The organism is Cellulosimicrobium cellulans (assembly GCF_016907755.1).
Classification (GTDB): Bacteria; Actinomycetota; Actinomycetes; order Actinomycetales; family Cellulomonadaceae; genus Cellulosimicrobium; species Cellulosimicrobium cellulans_D.
Genome location: NZ_JAFBCN010000001.1, coordinates 1628312 through 1647683, shown reverse-complemented (window position 1 = coordinate 1647683; position 19372 = coordinate 1628312). Strand labels below are relative to the sequence as shown.

20 protein-coding genes and 1 tRNA gene are annotated in these 19372 nt (G+C 74.2%); 11 read left to right on the top strand and 10 right to left on the bottom strand.

What is annotated here, in order from left to right:
- Positions 1–77 precede the first annotated feature (77 nt).
- The 3 genes from JOE63_RS07050 to JOE63_RS07040 all read right to left on the bottom strand — a co-directional run bounded on the left by JOE63_RS07050 (position 78) and on the right by JOE63_RS07040 (position 3183).
- Entirely contained in the window at positions 78–1904 is a 1827-nt protein-coding gene (locus JOE63_RS07050; RefSeq protein WP_204540200.1) for a S8 family serine peptidase, read from the bottom strand.
- Between the two features lie 149 nt (positions 1905–2053).
- The gene (locus JOE63_RS07045; protein WP_087471302.1) at positions 2054–2551 is read right to left on the bottom strand and encodes a carboxypeptidase regulatory-like domain-containing protein; all 498 of its coding nucleotides are present in this window, start codon (positions 2549–2551) and stop codon (positions 2054–2056) included.
- Positions 2548–3183, bottom strand: a complete 636-nt coding sequence (locus JOE63_RS07040; protein WP_047233802.1) for an RNA polymerase sigma factor — start codon at positions 3181–3183, stop codon at positions 2548–2550. The genes JOE63_RS07045 and JOE63_RS07040 overlap by 4 nt, the downstream gene beginning before the upstream one ends.
- A 455-nt stretch (positions 3184–3638) precedes the next feature.
- Between JOE63_RS07040 and JOE63_RS07035 the strand changes: the two genes are divergently transcribed.
- Positions 3639–4916: a glycosyl hydrolase family 18 protein gene (locus JOE63_RS07035; RefSeq protein ID WP_204540197.1), complete on the top strand. Its 1278-nt coding sequence runs from the start codon at positions 3639–3641 to the stop codon at positions 4914–4916.
- A gap of 101 nt (positions 4917–5017) precedes the next feature.
- On the opposite strand, the gene rplA is transcribed toward JOE63_RS07035, so the two are convergent.
- From rplA to JOE63_RS07010, 5 genes are all read right to left on the bottom strand, one after another.
- The gene (gene rplA / locus JOE63_RS07030; protein ID WP_087471301.1) at positions 5018–5734 is read right to left on the bottom strand and encodes a 50S ribosomal protein L1; all 717 of its coding nucleotides are present in this window, start codon (positions 5732–5734) and stop codon (positions 5018–5020) included.
- Positions 5735–5898: 164 nt separating this feature from the next.
- A complete protein-coding gene (gene rplK, locus JOE63_RS07025) occupies positions 5899–6330 on the bottom strand; it encodes a 50S ribosomal protein L11 (protein ID WP_087471300.1) in 432 nt (143 codons plus the stop codon).
- 121 nt (positions 6331–6451) lie between these two features.
- Positions 6452–7306, bottom strand: a complete 855-nt coding sequence (gene nusG / locus JOE63_RS07020; protein ID WP_204540194.1) for a transcription termination/antitermination protein NusG — start codon at positions 7304–7306, stop codon at positions 6452–6454.
- 117 nt (positions 7307–7423) lie between these two features.
- Positions 7424–7681, bottom strand: coding sequence for a preprotein translocase subunit SecE (gene secE, locus JOE63_RS07015; protein WP_047233797.1), 258 nt, complete (start codon positions 7679–7681; stop codon positions 7424–7426).
- Between the two features lie 130 nt (positions 7682–7811).
- Positions 7812–7884 (bottom strand) — tRNA-Trp (locus JOE63_RS07010).
- 206 nt (positions 7885–8090) lie between these two features.
- Between JOE63_RS07010 and JOE63_RS07005 the strand changes: the two genes are divergently transcribed.
- The 8 genes from JOE63_RS07005 to JOE63_RS06970 all read left to right on the top strand — a co-directional run bounded on the left by JOE63_RS07005 (position 8091) and on the right by JOE63_RS06970 (position 15809).
- Complete coding sequence (locus JOE63_RS07005) at positions 8091–9119, top strand: ABC transporter ATP-binding protein (RefSeq protein ID WP_204540191.1); 1029 nt, start codon at positions 8091–8093, stop codon at positions 9117–9119.
- On the top strand, positions 9116–9988 hold the full coding sequence (locus tag JOE63_RS07000) for an ABC transporter permease (RefSeq protein ID WP_087471297.1): 873 nt from the start codon (positions 9116–9118) through the stop codon (positions 9986–9988). The genes JOE63_RS07005 and JOE63_RS07000 overlap by 4 nt, the downstream gene beginning before the upstream one ends.
- Positions 9975–11291 (top strand): sensor histidine kinase, encoded by a 1317-nt coding sequence (locus tag JOE63_RS21645; protein WP_307839981.1) that lies wholly within the window; start codon positions 9975–9977, stop codon positions 11289–11291. Before JOE63_RS07000 ends, JOE63_RS21645 begins: the two co-directional genes overlap by 14 nt.
- Positions 11288–11965: a response regulator transcription factor gene (locus JOE63_RS06990; protein ID WP_307839980.1), complete on the top strand. Its 678-nt coding sequence runs from the start codon at positions 11288–11290 to the stop codon at positions 11963–11965. Before JOE63_RS21645 ends, JOE63_RS06990 begins: the two co-directional genes overlap by 4 nt.
- Positions 11966–12067: 102 nt before the next feature.
- On the top strand, positions 12068–13087 hold the full coding sequence (locus tag JOE63_RS06985) for an adenosine deaminase (protein ID WP_204540188.1): 1020 nt from the start codon (positions 12068–12070) through the stop codon (positions 13085–13087).
- A 51-nt stretch (positions 13088–13138) separates the two neighbouring features.
- On the top strand, positions 13139–13444 hold the full coding sequence (locus JOE63_RS06980; protein ID WP_204540185.1) for a hypothetical protein: 306 nt from the start codon (positions 13139–13141) through the stop codon (positions 13442–13444).
- Positions 13441–15144 carry a sensor histidine kinase gene (locus tag JOE63_RS06975; RefSeq protein WP_307839979.1) on the top strand — a complete coding sequence of 568 codons (1704 nt, stop codon included), beginning with the start codon at positions 13441–13443 and terminating at the stop codon, positions 15142–15144. Before JOE63_RS06980 ends, JOE63_RS06975 begins: the two co-directional genes overlap by 4 nt.
- Complete coding sequence (locus JOE63_RS06970) at positions 15141–15809, top strand: response regulator transcription factor (protein WP_204540182.1); 669 nt, start codon at positions 15141–15143, stop codon at positions 15807–15809. The genes JOE63_RS06975 and JOE63_RS06970 overlap by 4 nt, the downstream gene beginning before the upstream one ends.
- Positions 15810–15932: 123 nt before the next feature.
- Here JOE63_RS06970 and JOE63_RS06965 read toward each other — a convergent pair whose 3' ends face one another.
- Together JOE63_RS06965 and JOE63_RS06960 are read right to left on the bottom strand one after the other, a co-directional pair.
- On the bottom strand, positions 15933–16337 hold the full coding sequence (locus JOE63_RS06965) for a hypothetical protein (RefSeq protein WP_087471293.1): 405 nt from the start codon (positions 16335–16337) through the stop codon (positions 15933–15935).
- A 64-nt stretch (positions 16338–16401) separates the two neighbouring features.
- Entirely contained in the window at positions 16402–17760 is a 1359-nt protein-coding gene (locus tag JOE63_RS06960; protein ID WP_204540179.1) for an aminoglycoside phosphotransferase family protein, read from the bottom strand.
- A 127-nt stretch (positions 17761–17887) separates the two neighbouring features.
- Here JOE63_RS06960 and JOE63_RS06955 point away from each other — a divergent pair, with 127 nt between their 5' ends.
- Complete coding sequence (locus JOE63_RS06955; protein WP_204540176.1) at positions 17888–18862, top strand: hypothetical protein; 975 nt, start codon at positions 17888–17890, stop codon at positions 18860–18862.
- Entirely contained in the window at positions 18849–19250 is a 402-nt protein-coding gene (locus tag JOE63_RS06950; RefSeq protein ID WP_307839978.1) for a GntR family transcriptional regulator, read from the top strand. The genes JOE63_RS06955 and JOE63_RS06950 overlap by 14 nt, the downstream gene beginning before the upstream one ends.
- Positions 19251–19372: the final 122 nt, after the last annotated feature.

Genomic DNA, 19372 nt, shown 5'->3' with positions numbered 1-19372 from the left:
CGAGCCGGGCGGACGCCTCCTCCAGCGTGGAGACACCCACGGCACACCTCCGTCCCGTCGGGACGGACGACTGAGCCCTAGTCGCGCGTTCCCGGTCGCTCGATCCCCACCGTCGCCGTGACGGCCTTCCACGCCGCGTCGACACGGTCTGCCACCCGGTCACCGAGGGTACCGCTCCCACCGGGCAGCAACCCGGTCTCCAGGACCGCGCCGATCTCGGCAGCCAGCACCGGGGCCGCGAACGACGTCCCGCTCCACGTGCCGAAGCCTCCCTCGAAGCTCTCGGGGTCGATCGTCGCGCGCACACCCCCGAACCGACCGTCGGGGAGCTGGAGCGACGGGGTCGTCGGGCCGTTGAGCGTCGTCGGGAACGTGCTGACGATCGCCGCGCCCGGCCGAAGGGTGGTCACCCATGCGCCCTCGTTGGTGAAGAGCGCCGTGGAGCCGTCCGGGTTGCGCGCACCGACGGTGAGGATCGGAACGTAGTCGTGCGACAGCTGCTCGTCCTCCACGACGACGGTGCTCGCAGTCCCCGAGACCTGCGGCGCGAAGGCTGCCGGGTACATCGGACGCGTCGAGCCGTCGTTCCCCGCTGCGACGACCACCACCACACCCGCCTGGCGCAGCGCGCGGAGGAGTGAACGGAGAGGGACGTCGTAGGCCAGGTCCTCGGGCTCCTCGTGGTAGTAGCCCATCGAGAGGACGGCGACGTCGATCGGGAAGTAGCCGTCGACCTCCCGCAGGCCCCGCAGGTGGAACCGCAGGAGCCGACGCAGCGACTGGAGCACGTCCCACTCGGGCACCGTGCCTGAACCGCCGAAGATCCGCACCGGCAGGATCGCCGCCTCCGGCGCGATCTGGTGGACCACGCCAGCGATGAAGGTGCCGTGGCCGGCGATCGGGTCCAGCGGTCCGGTCAGCGGCGCCGACGACGCGCCCCCGTACTCCGCGTCGTCAGCCGGCCGCCGGGCGATCGGGAAGGTACCGATCGGGTGACCGTCGAGCGTCGCGGAGCGCAGGACCACACCGTTGCCGTCGCCTCGGGTCGGGTCCTCCGGGAAGTACTCGCCGAACCACGGGTGCGAACCGACGCCGGTGTCGAGCACTGCGACGACCGGGCGACGACGACCCGTCTCGTCGACGAGCGGAGAGTCGCCCGCCGGCTTCCGGGGCGGGGCCCCGCCGAGCCGGCGAACGGGTGAACGGCCCCCGGTGCCCGCCTGACCATACTCCGCGAGCCCCCGGACGGGGAGTGGCGTCGAGTACGGCAAGGGCGTCGAGTACGGCAACGGTGTCGAGTACGGCAACGGCGTCGAGTACGGCAACGGCGTCGAGTACGGCAAGGGCGTCGAGTAGGGCAACGGTGTCGAGTAGGGCGTAGCCGTCATGACGTGGTCGAGCGTGATCGTCGGGCCTTCTGGATCGCCCGGGTCGAGGAGTCCGGAGAGCTCCTCCACGAGCTTCCACGCGTCGGGAACCTCGTCGTGGTCGTCCGGGACCAGACGCAGCGCGAACCCGTACTCGTCGTCGTCGGCGTGCTCCGGTCCTTCCCCCACCACGTCGCCCAGTGCGCGTGCGACCGAGAGCGGGGCGCGGTCACCGGCCGTGTCGAGGGCTACCGACCACCCTCGTCCTCGCGCCGCCTGCTCGATGGGCTGCATCCCTCCGCTGCCGCCCTCGGCGAACGCGACGAGAGCGTCGACGTCGGTACGCCCGGAGATGCGCTCGCGCAGCGCGCGGGGCGGCGGCCCCTGCACGATCAGCCTGTCGGCGACGTACCAGGTGGGGTTGAGCGGTGGGCGTCCGCGCCGCGGGCGCACGTCGATCGGGTCGAGGAATCGCATCGCACGTCCGGCATAGGCGTCGCCGCCGGGAGCAGGAAGGTCGGTGGAGGACTGGCTCACAGGTGGGCTCCAAACTCTGGGTCGAGGGAGTGCGTGGGCCGCGTGACGACCGTGTCACGGTCCCGGAGGGCGGCGCACGGGTGCGCGGAGAGGGATGGGCGTGGACGTCGTCGTGCCGCGGGCAAGGTCTGCCCGCGGCACGACGGCGGCTACAGCTCGACGACCGGGGTGCTCACGGCGCCGCCGGCGCCGTCGGCACGGCGCACGACGAGGCTCGCGGGGCCGCGGTCGACGGCGTCGAAGACGAAGCGGCCGTCGTCGTCGCTCGTGGTCTCGCTCACGGAGCCAGGCCGGTGCAGCTCGACGCGCAGCGCCGTCGCCGGGGCGGCCCAGCCGTCGATGCGGATGTGCCCGTCGTCGGTCGCCGAGAGGGAGATCATGACCGTGACGGACTCGGACGTGAAGGTGATGGTGCGCGCCTCGACGGGCGGCGCGTCGCCCCGCACGGACATCTCGGGGACCTGGACGTACTCCAGCTCCATGACCTCGGCCTCGAGGCCGGCGAGGGTGATCGCGAACAGCGACCGCTCCACGAGGCCGTCGGGCACGGGGTCGATCTCCTCGGCGATGCGCGCCAGCTCCGCGAGCAGCGCGAGGTCGACGGCGTCGAGCGGCTCGTCGGGGCTGTGCGTCGGCTCGGTGCTCATGATGCTTCCCACGATTCCCCCTGGTCGTCGATGATGTCGCGCAGCTTGGCGAGGCAGCGGCCACGCGTGGAGCCGATGCTCCCGACAGGCATGCCGATCGCGGCCGAGATGGCCTTGTAGTCGGGTCGGTCGGCGAGCGACACGAGCCGCAGGAGCCGCCGGCAGCGGTCCGGCAGCTGGTCCAGCGCGGCCCACAGCGTGCGGTCGCGCTCGTTGCGGAGCACCTCGACGTCCGGCGTCGGGTCTCCCGAGGGGAGCTCCGGCACGCCCTCGTCGGTGTCGTCGGGGAGCTCGGTGCGGCGCTTGGCCTCGTCGCGGTGCTTGCGCACGGCCTCCCATGCGGCGCGCTTGGCCGTGATGAGCAGCCACTTCAGGACGGCGTGCGGTTCCTTGATCGTCATCGCGTTCCGCACGAGCGCGACCCACACCGTCTGGACGATGTCGTCGGCCTGCTCGCGCTCGACGCCCTGCGCCCGCACCGTGTGCCAGAGCAGGGGCGTCGCCTCGCGGACGAACTCGCCGAGGGCGTGGGGGCGACCGTCCCGGTACTCGAGGAGCGCGAACGCACCCCGGTCCCCCAGGCTCAGGCCCGGTTCGTCGGTGTCGGCCACCTCGTCGGTCGTTCTCGTCATGGGGGGCACCGTCCTCGGCGCGCTCGTCCGGTCAGGCATCAGCGGGGGGTCCCCGGAAGCGCCTGATTCTAGGGCCGGGCCGGTGGGGTCGACAACCATCGTCACTGGTCACACCCCTCCTGGCTCGTGCGGCTGCGTCCCATCTTGCTCCTTCGACACGCGGGTCGGAGCGTCGGGCCGACACTCCTCCACCGGGACAAGAGGGACGGGTCGCCCGTCTGATACATCCGTCGCCCACCGGTCTGGGCGACGTCGCCCACCCTGCTCAGGATCGCCGTCGGCCCGGAGTGCCGTCTAGGTGGTACCCCGTATGGGAGGCCCCGGAACTGCCGGGGAATCCCTCATGCCACGGCACGGCACGGGCTCCTAGCGTGCAGGACGACCCCTGCACCCACCGCGGGTGCGGACCGGCGGGCCGCGACGTCGCGGCCCGCCCGAGCACGAGGAGCACTTCCGTGAGAACAGTCCTCTCCGGCCGCACGCGCGGCCGCACCGGGCGCGCGCTGCGCGCCCTCGCCACCGTCGTCGCCGCAGCGACCGTCGCCGCGGGCGGCGCCCTCGCTGCCGCGCCCGCGACCGCGGCGCCCGCGCCGGCCGTCGCCGCACCCGCCGCCGCGTCCGCGGGCAGCACCCAGTGGCTCACCGGCTACTGGCACAACTTCGACAACGGCTCGGTGACGATGCGCCTGTCGGAGATCCCGCAGGCGTACAACCTCGTCGCGATCGCCTTCGCCGACAACCTGACCGGCACGCCGGGCGGCATCACGTTCAACCTCTCCAGCGCGGAGCTGGGCGGCTACACGGAGGCGCAGTTCAAGGCCGACATCGCGACGATCCGGTCGCAGGGCCGCAAGGTCGTGCTCTCCGTCGGCGGCGAGAAGGGCAACGTCATCGTCTCCAACGCGACGGAGGCCAAGAACTTCGCCGACACCGCGTACGGGCTCATGCAGGAGTACGGCTTCGACGGCGTCGACATCGACCTCGAGCACGGCATCAACGCGACGTACATGTCGAGCGCGCTGCACCAGCTCTCCGCGAAGGTCGGCCCGAACCTCGTCCTCACGATGGCGCCGCAGACGATCGACTACCAGGCGACGAGCATGGGGTACTACCAGCTCACCCTGGCGATCAAGGACATCCTCACGATCGTCAACACCCAGTACTACAACTCGGGCTCGATGATGGGCTGCAACCAGCAGGTCTACTCGCAGGGCACGGTCGACTTCCTCACCGCGCTGTCCTGCATCCAGCTCGAGATGGGCCTGCGCCCCGACCAGGTCGGCATCGGCGTGCCCGCCGTCCAGAAGGCCGCCGGCGGCGGCTACCAGCCGCTCGCCAACGTCGTGAAGGCCGTCGACTGCCTCGAGGTCGGCACCGGCTGCGGGTCGTTCAAGCCCGCGACGCCGTACGGCAAGATCGGCGGCGTCATGACGTGGTCGATCAACTGGGACAAGACGAACAACTACCAGGTCGCCTCGGTCATCGGCGGGCGTCTCGCCAGCGGCCCGACCACGCCGACCGACCCGACCGACCCCACGGACCCGACCGACCCCACGGACCCCACCGACCCGGGCACCTGCACCGCCCCGGCGTGGTCAGCGTCGGCCGTGTACACCGGCGGCAACCGCGTCTCCCTCCAGGGCCACACCTACGAGGCGAAGTGGTGGACGACCAACGAGAACCCGACGCAGAGCGGGCAGTGGGGCGTCTGGAAGGACCTCGGCACCTGCTGACCCGGCCGCTCTCCTGAGACGACGACGGCGCGGCACCCTCGCAGGGTGCCGCGCCGTCGTGCGTGGTGCGGGTGGGGAACCACCCGCGGTGAGGACTGCCGTCAGGCGGCGTCGTCCTCGAGCAGCTTCGTCGTCTTGGACTGGTCCAGCGGGATGCCGGGGCCCATCGTCGTCGTCAGCGTGGCCTTGGTGATGTACCGGCCCTTCGAGGAGGACGGCTTGAGACGCAGGACCTCTTCGATCGCCGCCGCGTAGTTCTCCACGAGCGCCTTCTCGTCGAACGAGACCTTGCCGATGATGAAGTGCAGGTTCGAGTGCTTGTCGACGCGGAACTCGATCTTGCCGCCCTTGATGTCGGACACGGCCTTCGCCACGTCCATCGTCACGGTGCCGGTCTTCGGGTTCGGCATGAGGCCACGGGGACCGAGCACCTTGCCCAGGCGGCCGACCTTGCCCATGAGGTCCGGCGTCGCCACGGCGGCGTCGAAGTCGGTGTAGCCACCGGCGACCTTCTCGATGAGGTCGTCGCCGCCGACCTCGTCGGCACCGGCCGCACGGGCCTCCTCGGCCTTCGCCGCGTTCGCGAAGACGATGACGCGGGCCGTCTTGCCCGTGCCGTTCGGCAGGTTGACCGTGCCGCGGACCATCTGGTCCGCCTTGCGCGGGTCGACGCCCAGGCGGAACACGACCTCGACGGTCGCGTCGTACTTCACGGTCGACGTCTCCTTGGCGAGACGGATCGCCTCGAGCGGCGCGTAGAGACGCTCGCGGTCGATCTTCTCCTCGGCGTTGCGGTACGCCTTGCTGCGCGTTGCCATCTGCTTCTCCTTCTGCAGTCGTGGTCAGCGGGTCCGCGCGGACCCTGCCACCGTCATCCGCGGGTGCGGATCGACGTCGTGCCCGAGGCCGGCACGCGGTGCGTGCCGGCCTCGGTACGTCGTCCGGGGCGCCTCGGGCGTCCCGTGACCGACGTGGTCTGTCGTCAGCCCTCGACGGTGATGCCCATCGAGCGGGCCGTGCCCGCGATGATCTTCGACGCGGCGTCGAGGTCGTTCGCGTTGAGGTCCTCGAGCTTGGACTGGGCGATCTCGCGCACCTGGTCGGCGGTGATCTTCGCGACCTTGACGGTGTGCGGCGTCGCCGAGCCCTTCTGGACGCCCGCGGCCTTCTTGATGAGCTCCGCGGCCGGCGGGGTCTTCGTCACGAACGTGAACGAACGGTCCTCGTAGACCGTGATCTCCACGGGGATGACGTTGCCGCGCTGCGACTCGGTCGCCGCGTTGTAGGCCTTGCAGAACTCCATGATGTTCACGCCGTGCTGACCGAGCGCGGGGCCGATCGGCGGGGCGGGCGTCGCCGCACCGGCCTGGATCTGGAGCTTGATGAGGCCGGAGACCTTCTTCTTGGGAGGCATGACTCTTCCCTGACTTTCTTCTCGTGGGCCGACGCCGTGGGCGATGACCCGGTTGCAGTGTTTCCTGGGGTACTTCTGAGGTGCTGCGCTCACGCGCGCACGGCCGGTGCCGTGCGGCGCGTCAGATCTTGGCGACCTGGTTGAACGACAGCTCGACCGGGGTCTCCCGGCCGAAGATGGAGACGAGGACCTTGAGCTTCTGGTTCTCGACGTTGATCTCGGAGATCGTGGCGGGCAGCGTGTCGAACGGGCCGTCCGTGACGGTGACCGACTCGCCGACCGTGAAGTCGACCTCGACCGGAGCCTTCGCGGTGGCCTGGGCGGGCTTGCCGGGCTCCGGGGCGGGGGCCAGCATCGGCGCGAGCATCGAGAAGACCTCGTCGAGCGTCAGCGGCACGGGCTGGTGGGTGTGGCCGACGAAGCCGGTGACACCGGGCGTGTGGCGCACGGCGCCCCACGACTCGTCGGTGAGGTCCATGCGGACGAGGACGTAGCCGGGGATGCGCACGCGTCGGACGATCTTCTTCTGCGCGTTCTTGATCTCGGCCACCTCCTCCATGGGGACCTCGATCTGGAAGATGTAGTCCTCCATGTTCAGGCTCTGGATGCGGTTCTCCAGGTTGGCCTTCACACGGTTCTCGTAGCCGGCGTACGAGTGGATGACGTACCAGTCGCCGAGCTGCGTGCGCAGCGTGCGCTTGAACTCCGCGACCGGGTCCTCGATGACGTCGCCGTCCTCGTCGACCGGACGCTCGTCCTCCGACGCCTCGTCGTCCGACGCGTCCTCGTCCGCCTCGTCGTCGGAGGCGTCCTCGTCGACCGTCTCGTCAGCCTCGTCGTCGGAGGCGTCCCCGTCGACCGTCTCGTCAGCCTCGTCGACCGCCGGGACGTCCGTGGTCTCCTCGACGTCGTCCTGGGCACCCTCGGGCTGCGTCGGGTCGACGTTCTCCGTCTGGTCCAGCGACTCCTGGGACACGAACGAACCTGCTTTCTGACGAACTGCTCGATGACTTCTTCTGGAAGCGCCGACGGCGCCCCGAGGGGCGCCGGCTGCCGTGATGAGGCCCGGCATGACCGGGCGGAGGTGCGCTCGCTAGCCGAAGACCCACATGACGGCCTTGCCGATCCCGAGGTCGAGCACGGTCACGAAGGCCATGACCACGACCACGAAGACCAGGACCACCGTCGTGTAGGTGATGAGCTCCGAGCGCGTCGGCGTGACGACCTTGCGGAGCTCGGCGACCACCTGGCGCACGAACAGGGCGATGCGCGCGAAGATGTTGGGCTTCTTGTCCGCGGACGGACCGCCCTTCTTCTTCACCTCGTCGGCGCGTGCGCCGCCTGCACCCACGGCCTCTGACGGCGATTCGCTCACTCGTTCTTCCCCATCGCTCACGTACGGGACCTGCTCGAACCCTCGGTGCGACCCGGTGCCGGGCCGCGCGTGGTTCCGGGGAAGGTCCCACGAGAGCCACGCCGTGCAGGGTAGACAGGACTCGAACCTGCAACCTGCGGTTTTGGAGACCGCTGCGCTACCAATTGCGCCACTACCCTTCGTGCTCGACGACGCCGTACGAGCCCCCGGCCCCGGGACGAAACACGTGTCTCGGGCGCGGACCAGCGTGGCGGGCGTCAACCACCGAGGGATCACTGTACGCGACGCGAGGCCCCTGGTCGAACCACCGTCCACCGATCGGTGGACGCGAGGTCCGGACGAACGGCCGTCGCGGGCGGCGGGGCCCCGCCGACAGGCTGGTCCCATGACGACGACACCCCTCCCCACCGGCTCCCCCGCCGGCTTCCCCACCGCGGGCGCCCGGCATCGCGGCCCGGCCGTCGAGGTCCGCGGCCTGCGCAAGAGCTACGGCGCCAAGCAGGCGGTCGACGGCGTCGACCTGCGGGTCGAGCGCGGCGAGATCTTCGCCGTCCTCGGCCCCAACGGCGCCGGCAAGACGACGACCGTCGAGATCCTCGAGGGCTTCCGGCGCCGCGACGCGGGCGAGGTCCGCGTGCTCGGGGAGGACCCCCAGACCGCCGGCCGCGCCTGGCGCTCGCGCATCGGCGTCGTGCTCCAGGACTCGCGGGACCAGGCCGAGCTGACGGTCGCCGAGATCGTCCGGCACTTCGCGACGTTCTACCCCGCGCCGCGCGACCCGGACGAGGTGATCGACGCCGTCGGGCTGCGGGAGAAGGCCCGCACCCGCACGCGTCAGCTCTCCGGCGGCCAGCGCCGGCGCCTGGACGTCGCGCTCGGCATCGTCGGGCGCCCGGAGCTGCTGTTCCTCGACGAGCCGACGACCGGGTTCGACCCGCAGGCCCGCCGCGCGTTCTGGGCGCTGGTCCGCTCGCTGCGCGAGGACGGCACGACGATCCTCCTCACCACGCACTACCTGGACGAGGCCGCGCACCTGGCCGACCGTGCGGCCGTCGTGCGCGCGGGCCGGGTCGTCGCGCTCGACGCGCCCGACCGCCTCGGCGGCCCCGACGCGCGCCGGCCGGAGGTCCGCTGGCTCGACGACGGCGCCTGGCGGTCGGAGCGCACCGACTCCCCCACCGCGCTCGTCGCGTCCCTCGCCGCGCGGTACGCCGGACCCGACGGCGAGGTCCCCGGCCTCGCGGTGACCCGCCCGAGCCTGGAGGACGTCTACCTCGAGCTCATCGGCGAGCCGGCCACGGCGCCCGCCGCCGCGCCCGCCCGACCGACCGCACCCGGTTCCCTCGACGCACCCGCCGAGGACCCCACGCCCGACGGCACGACCGCCGTCGTCCCCGAGGAGGCCCGCCCGTGACCACCGCCCCGACCGTCGCCCGGTCCGCACGCCCCGCCCGACCCGCCGCCCTGCCCGGCGCCGGCCGGCTGGGGGTCGAGCGCACCCGCGCCGAGCTGCGCGCGTTCTTCCGCGAGCGCGACGCCGTGATCTTCATCTTCACGTACCCGCTCATCATGCTCGCGATCTTCGCGACGGTGTTCGACGGCCAGGACCAGGGCACGGCCGGCTACTCCGTGCCGTTCGCGCAGTACTTCCTGCCCGGCATGATCGCGACCGGCGTCATGCTCACGAGCTTCCAGTCGCTCGCGATCTCGATCGCCGTCGAGCGCGACGACGGGTCGCTCAAGCGGCTGCGCTCCACCCCCCTGCCGCCGTCCGCCTACTTCTACGGCAAGGTCGGGCTCGTCCTGCTGACGTCGGTCGTGCAGACCGGGCTGCTCCTGGTGCTTGCCGCGACGGTCTACGACGTCCCCATGCCGTGGGAGATGCCCGACGGCGGCGCGCGCCTCGCGACGTTCGCGTGGGTGTTCGTGCTCGGGTGCGCGGCGGGCGCGGTGTGCGGCGTGGCGTTCTCGTCGCTGCCGCGGTCCGGCAAGTCCGCGACGGCGGTCGTCACGCCCGTCGTGCTCGTGCTGCAGTTCATCTCGGGGGTGTTCTTCGCGTTCTTCGCGCTGCCGTCCTGGATGCAGACCGTCGCGTCGCTGTTCCCCCTCAAGTGGATGGCGCAGGGCATGCGCTCGGTGTTCCTCCCGGAGCAGGCGGCGGCGCTCGAGCCGTCGGGGTCGTGGCAGCACGGCGCGACCGCTGCTGTACTGGTCGCATGGCTGGTCGTGGGGCTCGTGGTGGGTGCGCGGTCGTTCCGGTGGCGGCGCCGTGACGACGGCTGAGAAGCCGCCGGGCGGGGTGGTCGCCGAGGTGGTCGACGGCGCGGCCACCGACGCCGCGACCGCCCAGCTCGACGGGACGTGGGAGCGCGACGTGCGCTGGTGGGACGTGGCGTTCTACGTCATCGTCGTGCTCAGCGCGCTCGCGCTGCTCACGGCGGGCGTCCGCGGCCCGTCGCTCGCGGTCTCGCTCGCGGCGGTCGCGGTGATCCTCGTCGGGTACCTCGGCTGGGGACGGCGCGCCGCGCGGACGCGGGACCAGGTGACGGCGCACGTGTACCTCGTCGTCGCGATCGCGTGCACGCTCGTCGTCGTCGGGCAGGACGCGCTCGGCACGCTCCTGCTGTTCGCCGTGTTCACGCAGATCTGGATGCTCTCCGAGCACCTGTGGGCGCAGGTCGTGCTGTGCGTCGCGCTCTCCGCGGGCACCGCGCTCGCGCTCGCGTTCGACCCGGCGACGGGCCGGGTCGAGCCCGCCGAGCTCGCGAGCTCCGCGCCCCAGATGGGCGTCGCGCTCGCCTTCGCGCTGAGCCTCGGGCTCTGGACGGCCCACACCATGCGGCAGGCGGAGCGCCACGCGCGGCTCGTCGACGAGCTCCGGGCGACCCAGGCGGAGCTCGCGCGGTCGCACCACGAGGCGGGCGTGCTCGCCGAGCGGGAGCGCGTCGCCCAGGAGATCCACGACACGCTCGCCCAGGGGTTCACGAGCGTCGTCATGCTCGCGCAGGCCGCGAGCGCCGACCTCGACCGGGACGCCACCGACGCCGCGCGCGAGCGGCTCGCGCTCGTGGAGTCGACGGCGCGCGACAACCTCGCGGAGGCGCGCGCGCTCGTCGCGGCGTCCGCGCCCGCGCCGCTCCAGGGCAGCACGCTCGGGGAGGCGCTGCGCCGCCTCGCGACCCGCTTCGCGGAGGAGACCGGCACGCGGGTGGACCTCGCCGCCGACGAGGCGCCCGGGCTGTCGAGCGCCGAGGAGGTCGTGCTGCTCCGCTCCGCGCAGGAGGCGCTGACGAACGTCCGGCGGCACGCCGAGGCCCGCACGGTCCGGGCCCGGCTGAGCCAGGACTCGGACGGGACGGTCCTGGAGGTGTGCGACGACGGGCGCGGGCTGCCCGCGGACGCGGCCGAGGGCTACGGTCTGCGGGGCATGCGGGAACGCGTCGCGGCGGAGGGCGGCAGCCTCGAGGTGGGGCCGGCCCCGGGCGGCGGCACCCGCGTCGCGGTCCGGCTGCACGCCACGGGCGCGGTCGCGGGGCGGGCGGGCACGGGACGGACGGGCACGACGGCGACGGGATCGGTGCGGTGAGGGGGACGACGGACAGCGGCGGCACGATCCGGGTGCTCGTCGTGGACGACCACCCGGTCGTGCGCTCGGGCATCACCGGCATGCTGGCCGCCGAGCCCGACCTGGAGGTCGTCGGCGAGGCGGGCGACGGCGAGCAGGCGGTCGCGCTCGCGGGCGAGCTGGGGCCCGACGTCGTGCTCATGGACCTGCGCATGCCCGTGCTCGACGGGGTCGGCGCGACGGCGGCCATCGTCGGCGCGCCCGGCCGGGGGGCGGGGCGCGGCGGCGCGGCGACGGCCCCCCGCGTCGTCGTGCTCACGACGTACGAGACCGACGCGGACATCCTGCGCGCCGTCGAGGCCGGGGCCACCGGCTACCTGCTCAAGGACACGCCGCGCGACGAGCTCGTCGCGGGGGTGCGCGCCGCGGCGCGCGGGCAGACGGTGCTCGCACCGAGCGTCGCGACCCGGCTCGTCACGTCGGTCCGCGGGGCGGACCGGCTCACGGGCCGCGAGATCGAGGTGCTGCGCCTCGTCGCCCGCGGGCTGTCGAACGCGGCCGTCGGGAGCGAGCTGTTCATCACGGAGGCGACGGTGAAGACCCACCTGCTCCGCGCGTTCGCCAAGCTCGGCGTGGACGACCGGACCGCCGCGGTGACGGTCGCCATGCAGCGCGGGTTCCTCCCCGGGACCTGACCGACGTCCGACGTGACGGGGCCCGCGCAGGGGGCGGGCCGCCGTCGGGACCCGGCCCCGTGCCCGACGGCGCGGGCCGGGTCCGCGTGACAGACTCCCGGTGTGCGAGACCTGGCGACGCTCCCCAAGGCCCACCTGCACCTGCACTTCACCGGGTCGATGCGCCCCGAGACGCTGCGCGACCTCGCCGCGCGGTACGGCGTGCGCCTGCCCCACGCGCTCGTCGACGGCGACCCGCTGCGGCTGCCCCCGACCGAGCGCGGGTGGTTCCGCTTCCAGCGCCTGTACGACGCCGCGCGCGCGTGCGTGCGCTCCGAGGCCGACATGCGCCGCATCGTGCTGGAGGCCGCGCAGGACGACGCCGCGGAGGGGTCGGGCCGGCTCGAGATCCAGGTGGACCCGACGTCGTACGCGCCCTTCGTCGGCGGCATCACCCCGGCCGTGGAGATCGTGCTCGACGCGGCGCGGTCCGCGAGCGCGGCGACGGGGACGGAGGTCGCGGTGGTCGTCGCGGCGTCGCGCATGCGGCACCCGCTCGACGCGCGGGCGCTCGCGCGTCTCGCGGCGCAGTACGCGGGCGAGGGCGCGGGCGAGGTCGTGGGGTTCGGCCTGAGCAACGACGAGCGTCGCGGGGACACGGCGGAGTTCGCCCGTGCGTTCGCCATCGCGCGGCGGGCCGGGCTCGCGTCCGTGCCGCACGGGGGCGAGCTGCTCGGGCCGGCGCACGTGCACGAGGTCGTGCACGAGCTCGTCCCGGACCGGCTGGGCCACGGCGTGCGGTCCGCGGAGGACCGGCGTGTGCTGGACGACGTCGTGGACCGCGGGATCGCGCTCGAGGTGTGCCCTGCGTCCAACGTCTCCCTCGGCGTCTACGAGGAGGCCGGCCAGGTGCCGCTCGGGGCGCTGGTCGACGCCGGGGCCCGCGTCGCGCTCGGCGCGGACGACCCTCTCCTCTTCGGCTCCCGCCTCGTGGCGCAGTACGAGACGGCGCGGCACGAGCACGGCTTCTCCGACGAGGAGCTCGCCGCGCTGGCGCGGTCGTCGATCCGGGCGAGCCGGGCGTCGTCGGGCACGCGGGAGCGCCTGCTGGCCGGCGTCGACGACTGGCTCGCGGCGGGCTGACGGCCGCCGACCTCTCATGTGCGTCTCATCCTGGTCTCGGATACTGGGGCCATGACTCGCCGGACCGTCGCGTGGCTCGTGGGGGCGCTCGTGCTCGTCCTCGGGGGCGCGGCCGCCGCCGGTGCGCTCGCCGCGCGCCCGCAGGACCGCGAGGTCGGGGGTGCCGTGGTCGTGACGCCCGCCCCCGCGACCCCCACCACGCCGACGACCACGCCGGACCCGTCGCCGACCACGTCCGACGACGATCACGACGGGGACGACGACGATGACGACGACGACCGCGTGACGCCGGCCCCGCCGTCGAGCGACGACGACGATGACGACGACCGCAGCGGCTCCGACCGGGGCGACGGGTGAGCCGCCGGACGCGCCGCGCGGGGCTGACCGTCCGCACCCGCATGCTCGCGGCGTTCCTCGGCCTGTCGGCACTCGCGCTCCTCCTCGCCGGGGGCGCGGCGTGGTTCCTCCAGCGCGGGCAGATCGACGACCGCATCGACGAGAGCCTCGCCCGGAGCGCGAACGAGCTGAAGCGCCTCGCCGGGTCCGGGGTGAACCCCGTCACCGGCGAGCCGTTCACGTCGCCCGAGGACGTCGTCGTCGCCTCCATCCAGCTCACCGTGCCCGCGCAGAACGAGGGCGTCCTCGGGCTCCGCGAGGGTCGCACGCCGCTCGTCTCGCAGCAGGAGGTGCGGCTGCGGCTCGAGGACGACCCGGAGCTCGTCGCCGCGCTCTCGCCGCTCGTCGCGGGGGACGACGTCGTGCTGCGCTCGCCGCGGACCGCGACGGCCGACTACCGCGCCCTCGTCGCCCCGGTCCGCTCCGTCGGCGGCACGGGCGCGCCGGCCGGTCAGGCGCCTGCGGCCCTCGTGCTCGCCTACGACCGCTCGGCAGAGCACGCCGAGTTCGCGCAGGTCTTCCGGACCTACGCCGTCGTGGCGCTCGGCGCCCTCGTGCTCATCGGCGTCGTGGGGTGGGTCGTCGCCGGGCGCCTCCTCCAGCCGATCCGCACGCTCTCGCGCACCGCGCAGGACATCGGCGAGACGGACCTGTCCGCGCGCATCCCCGTGACCGGCAACGACGACCTCTCGGACCTGTCGCGCACGGTGAACGGCATGCTCGACCGGCTCGAGGGGGCGTTCGACTCGCAGCGGCGGCTCATCGACGACGTCGGGCACGAGCTGCGCACCCCGCTCACCGTGGTCCGGGGGCACCTCGAGCTCATGGACCCGCACGACGCGTCCGACGCGTCCGAGACGCGCGACCTCGCGCTCGACGAGCTCGACCGCATGAACCGCCTCGTGGACGACCTCGTGACGCTCGCGACCGCCGGCCGCCCCGACTTCGTCCGCCCGGTCGACACGGACCTCGGGCGCCTCCTCGACGACGTGCACGACAAGGTCCGCACGCTCGGGGACCGCCGCTGGCTCGTCGACGCCCGGGCCGACGTCGCCGTGCGCGCCGACGCGCAGCGCCTCACCCAGGCGCTCCTGCAGCTCGCCGCCAACGCGGTGAAGTTCTCGGCGCCCGGGTCCGTCGTCGCGCTCGGCTCGGCCGTGTCCGACGACGGCGCGCGCGTGCGCGTGTGGGTCCGTGACGAGGGCGTCGGGATCGCCCCGGAGCAGCAGGCGCGGATCTTCGAGCGCTTCGCCCAGGCCACCACGCCCGGCGCGGCCCACCCCGAGGGCGCCGGACTGGGGCTCGCGATCGTCGCGGCGATCGCGGGGGGCCACGGCGGCCGGGTGCACGTCGCGTCGACGCCCGGCGTCGGGTCGACGTTCACGCTCGACCTCCCGCTCGTCCCCGTCGCCGCCGCACCCCGCGACCAGGTCGAGGCCCCGTCCGACGTGCACGACGCCGCACCGGGACGACCGTCCGCGCCGACCCGGGTGGCGCCCACCGCGCCGACCGTGCCCAGCGCGCCGTCGGCCGTCACGCCCGCGCTGCCCCCGCCGCCTCCCCGGGCGTCGGGGCCTGCGCCGGGCACGCCGCCCGCGGTCGGCCCGGACGCCCAGCAGCCGCCCACGCACCCCACCCCCGACGGAAGGACCACCCGGTGAGCCAGATCCTCGTCGCGGAGGACGAGACCCGGATCGCCTCGTTCGTCGCGAAGGGCCTGCGCTCCGCGGGCTACGCCAGCACGACCGTCGCGACGGGGCGGGAGGCGCTCGACCTCGCCAGCACCGGCGACTTCGCGCTGCTCGTGCTCGACCTGGGCCTCCCCGACCAGGACGGCTTCACCGTGCTGCGCCGCCTGCGGGAGACGGGCAACGCGATCCCCGTCATCATCCTCACCGCGCGCACGTCGGTCACGGACACGGTCGCCGGGCTCGAGGGCGGCGCCGACGACTACATGGCCAAGCCGTTCCGGTTCGAGGAGCTGCTCGCGCGCATCCGGCTGCGCCTGCGCACCGAGCCTGCCGGAGAGGTCACGGTGCTCACGCACGGCGCGCTCAGCCTCGACCTGCGCACGCGGCGCGCGCGCACCGCCGAGCGCGAGGTCGACCTCTCGGCGCGCGAGTTCGCGCTCGCCGAGGCGTTCCTGCGCAACCCCGGCCAGGTGCTGAGCCGCGAGCAGCTCCTGTCGCGCGTGTGGGGGTACGACTTCGACCCCGGGTCGAACGTCGTCGACGTGTACGTGCGCTACCTGCGCAACAAGCTCGGCGCGGAGCACTTCGTCACCGTGCGCGGCATGGGCTACCGGCTCGCCGACGCCGCCCGCTGACCTGCGGGACCCGACGGGCGCGGACGCACCCCTGACACGCCGAACCCGGGCCTGCGGGTCGCGAGGTGGTCCCTCGTGACCCGCAGACCCGGGTTCGGCACGGTGGCCCTGAGTGCGCCTCGGTCAGTCGGCCGACTGCGGCGACGGCGGCGTGACCGGGCTGGGCGGGGTGTTCGGCGTCTGCGGGGTGTTCGCCGTGTTCGCCGTCGGCGGGGTGTTGGGCGTGTTCGGGGTCTGGCTGGTCACGGCCGAGCCGGACGTGTTCGCCGAGCCCGAGGTGTTCGGGGAGGCGGACGTGTTCGCCGTGACGGTGGTGATCGACGTCCCGTTCTGCACGTCGGTGGGGCTCGGCGTCGCCGTCGCGGTGGGCGCGTCGGTCGGCGTGCTCGACGACGTGCCCACCTGGACCGACGGTGAGACGGTCGCCGGCTCGGGAGCGTCGAACGCGCCCTGCGCCGCGGCCACCGTAGCCCCGAGACCGACCGCGCCGAGCGCCCCGGTGACGATCCATGCGCTGCGTGCCTTCATGATCCTTCTCCTTCGTCCGATGGTGCGCACGACCCCTCGGCCGTGCATGGTCCGAGCCTCGCGGTCACGGGTGAGACGCCGAGGAGGCGCCGATGAGAGTGCTCTCAGGAACGACGCTCGGCTCGTCGGTGACGCCGCGGGCCGCGTCCAGCAGGTCCTCCGCGACGCGCAGCCACGCGTCCGCGAGGTCCCGGGACGCCGCGCCCGCCGTGAGGGACAGCACGACGCCGGCAGCGCGCGCCCGTAGCGCCGCGGGGTCGACGCGCTCGTCGAACACGGCCACGCACCGGTCGACCAGCGCCCCCACGCCGCCGTACACCGCCGGGGCGAGCGACGGGAGCACGGCGAGGTGCGCGACGAGGCACGCGAGGTCGTCCACGCGGTGCCCGGGGCCGAGCGTGTCGACGTCGAGCAGGACGCCGACGCGGGCGCCGCCACCCGGCGCGGCGGGGTCGCCGGGAGCCGCCAGGTCGAGCAGGACGTTCGCCTCGTAGAAGTCGCCGTGCGTCGCGACGACCGGCCCGGGGTCGCGCGTCGCGACGGCCGTCCGGACCGCGCGGGCGACGCGGTCCGCGCGGGCCGGGTCCAGCCCGTGCACCGCGAGCGCCGACGCCGCGTAGTGCTCGACGCGCTCGGACCACGCGGGACGTCGCCGCAGCGTCGTCGCGCGGGCGGGAAGGGCGTCGAGCGCGCGAAGGAGCTCGCGCGGGTCGATCGCGGCGGGCTGGTCGTCGGGGCCGAGCGCCGCGAGATGCTGAGCGAGCGACGGGCCGAACGCCTCCTCGAGGACGACCACGCCGTCGTCGTCGCGGGCCAGGCAGCGCGGGGCGCGGACGGCGGCGGTCCGGAAGAGGTCGTGCCGGCGGACGAGGGAGCGGGCCCGGTCGGGACGGACGACCTTGACGTAGACCGTGCGCGCGGACGTCCGCGCGCGCAGCACCGCTCGGCGCAGCGGACGGTAGGCGACCATCGTCACCGACTCCACGACCTCGCCGTCCGCGAGCGCCCCCGCCGCCGCGAGGCGGCGCGTGAGCTCGACCGCGTCGCACGCGGCGGCGAGGCCGGGCAGCAGCGGGTCGGCGGGGTGGCGCCACACGTGCACGACGCGCGGACCGTCCGCGAGGCGGACCACCCCTGCCCCGACCGCGTCCGGCGAGAGGGGCGCCGTCGTGGCGAGCAGGTACTCAGCGGCGTCCGCCGAGGCGGTGCCCCCGCCCGGGCCGGCCGCGAGCGCCCGGCGCGCGACGACGTCGTAGCCGACCGTGACCTCCGCGCCCGGGCGCGCGTGCACCTGGTGGACGCGCCACGTGTCGAGGCTCGCGCCGTCGGCACCCAGCGCCACGGCGAGCAGCTCCCCCGCCTCGGGGGCGGTGAGCAGGTCGAGCCAGGCACGCTGGTCGGGCACGGGTGGGGCGAGCGTCATGGTGCCAGGCAACCTCGCTCGCGTGGGCCTCGGGTGAGACCGGTATGAGAGAGCTCTCATCCCGGCGGGCGGTTCGGGGAGCGGGGTCTTGACGGGGCCGAGGACCGCGTGTCAATGTACTGATGTGTTGATACAAACGTCGGACGAGCCGCAGGGCGTCGACCTCTTCCTCCCCGCGACGTACGACCTCGCGTGGACCGGCGCCGTCCTCGCCCTCGTGGTGGCGCTCGGCGTCGCGGTGGTGCTCGCCGTGCGGGCCGCGACGCGCACGCCCGAGCCGTCGCTCCGCGGGCTCGCCACGGAGGACCCGGTGCGCCGCGCCGCCCGGCGGCACGCGACGACCGTGAGCGTCGCTGCGATGACGGCTGCGCTCCTCGCCGGCGCGGTCGTCACCCAGGCCGCCGCGACCTCCGTCGGGGGCCTCGCCGAGGGCGTGCTCGTGGGCCTCTCCCCCGCGGTCGTCGGGCTGGCGTTCCTCGGCGCGCACGCCGTCGGGGAACGTACCTGGCCGCGCCAGCGGACCTCGGTCCGCGCGGCCACGTTGCGGCCCCGGACCGTCACCGACGTCGCGCCGCGCGGCCTGCGTCGCCTCTCCTGGTCGCTCGGAGCGCTCGTCCTGGTGCTCGCGGCCGTCGGGGCGCTCACGGCCGGCGACGACGGGCGGTCGGTGACCCGCGTCCTGGGCGACACGACCTCGACCGCGAGCCCCTACCCCGGCGCGTTCTACGGTGCGTGGCTCGCGCTCGCGGCCGTGCTGCTCGTCGCGGGCGCCGAGGGCGTCCTGCGGCTCGTCGCGCGACGGCCCGCCGTCGCACAGGTCGAGGAGACGTGGGACGTCGGCCTGCGCCGCGCGTCCGCGCACCGCGTCCTGCGCGGCACGCAGCTCGCGCTCGGGCTCACCGCCGCCGGGATGCTCGGCGTCGGAGCGAACGCCGCGGCCCGGGCGGGCTACCCAGGGGCGGTCGTCCTCGTGGTCGTCGCGGTCGGGCTCGCGCTGGCGACGATCGCGGTCGTCGTGCGGCCCGCACCCGATCCGGACGCGCGGGCGGACGACCGCGCGGGCGCGCCCGCGGTGGCAGGGACGGGCCGTGCCGCCCGCTGAGCTGCGCGTCGAGATCGACCTGCGGTCGGGCCTCGCGCCGTACGAGCAGATCCGGTCGCAGGTCGTCGCGCACGTCGCCGCCGGACGCCTGCGCGTCGGCGACCGGCTGCCCACGATCCGCGCCCTCGCCACGGACCTCGGGCTCGCACCCGGGACCGTGGCGCGCGCGTACCGCGAGCTCGAGGCGGCCGGCATCGTCACGACGCGGCGCCGCGCCGGGACCGTCGTGGCCGACGGCGTCTCCCCGAGCGACGTCGCCGCCCGCCACGCCGCGCACGAGCTCGTCCGCGCCGGCCGCGAGGCCGGCCTGTCCGACGACGCGATCCTCGACGTCGTCCGCGGGGCGCTGCTGCACGAGCCACCCGAGCCGGGAGAAGCAGGGCACTGAACGACGCAGCGCCGCGTCACGACCGGGTCACGATCCGTCGACAGGCGCCCGGCACGGACGTCCGAGGCACCGACCGGGCGCATGATGGTGCTCCGCGGCGGACGCCGCGGCACACGTGAGGG

Excerpts from the sequence above, each read along its gene's own strand:
- JOE63_RS07045 (WP_087471302.1), bottom strand. The coding sequence starts at position 2,551 with ATGAGCACCGAGCCGACGCACAGCCCCGACGAGCCGCTCGACGCCGTC.
- JOE63_RS07040 (WP_047233802.1), bottom strand. The coding sequence starts at position 3,183 with ATGACGAGAACGACCGACGAGGTGGCCGACACCGACGAACCGGGCCTG.
- rplA (WP_087471301.1), bottom strand. The coding sequence starts at position 5,734 with ATGGCAACGCGCAGCAAGGCGTACCGCAACGCCGAGGAGAAGATCGAC.
- rplK (WP_087471300.1), bottom strand. The coding sequence starts at position 6,330 with ATGCCTCCCAAGAAGAAGGTCTCCGGCCTCATCAAGCTCCAGATCCAG.
- JOE63_RS07005 (WP_204540191.1), top strand. The coding sequence starts at position 8,091 with ATGACGACGACACCCCTCCCCACCGGCTCCCCCGCCGGCTTCCCCACC.
- JOE63_RS06980 (WP_204540185.1), top strand. The coding sequence starts at position 13,139 with ATGACTCGCCGGACCGTCGCGTGGCTCGTGGGGGCGCTCGTGCTCGTC.
- JOE63_RS06965 (WP_087471293.1), bottom strand. The coding sequence starts at position 16,337 with ATGAAGGCACGCAGCGCATGGATCGTCACCGGGGCGCTCGGCGCGGTC.
- JOE63_RS06960 (WP_204540179.1), bottom strand. The coding sequence starts at position 17,760 with ATGACGCTCGCCCCACCCGTGCCCGACCAGCGTGCCTGGCTCGACCTG.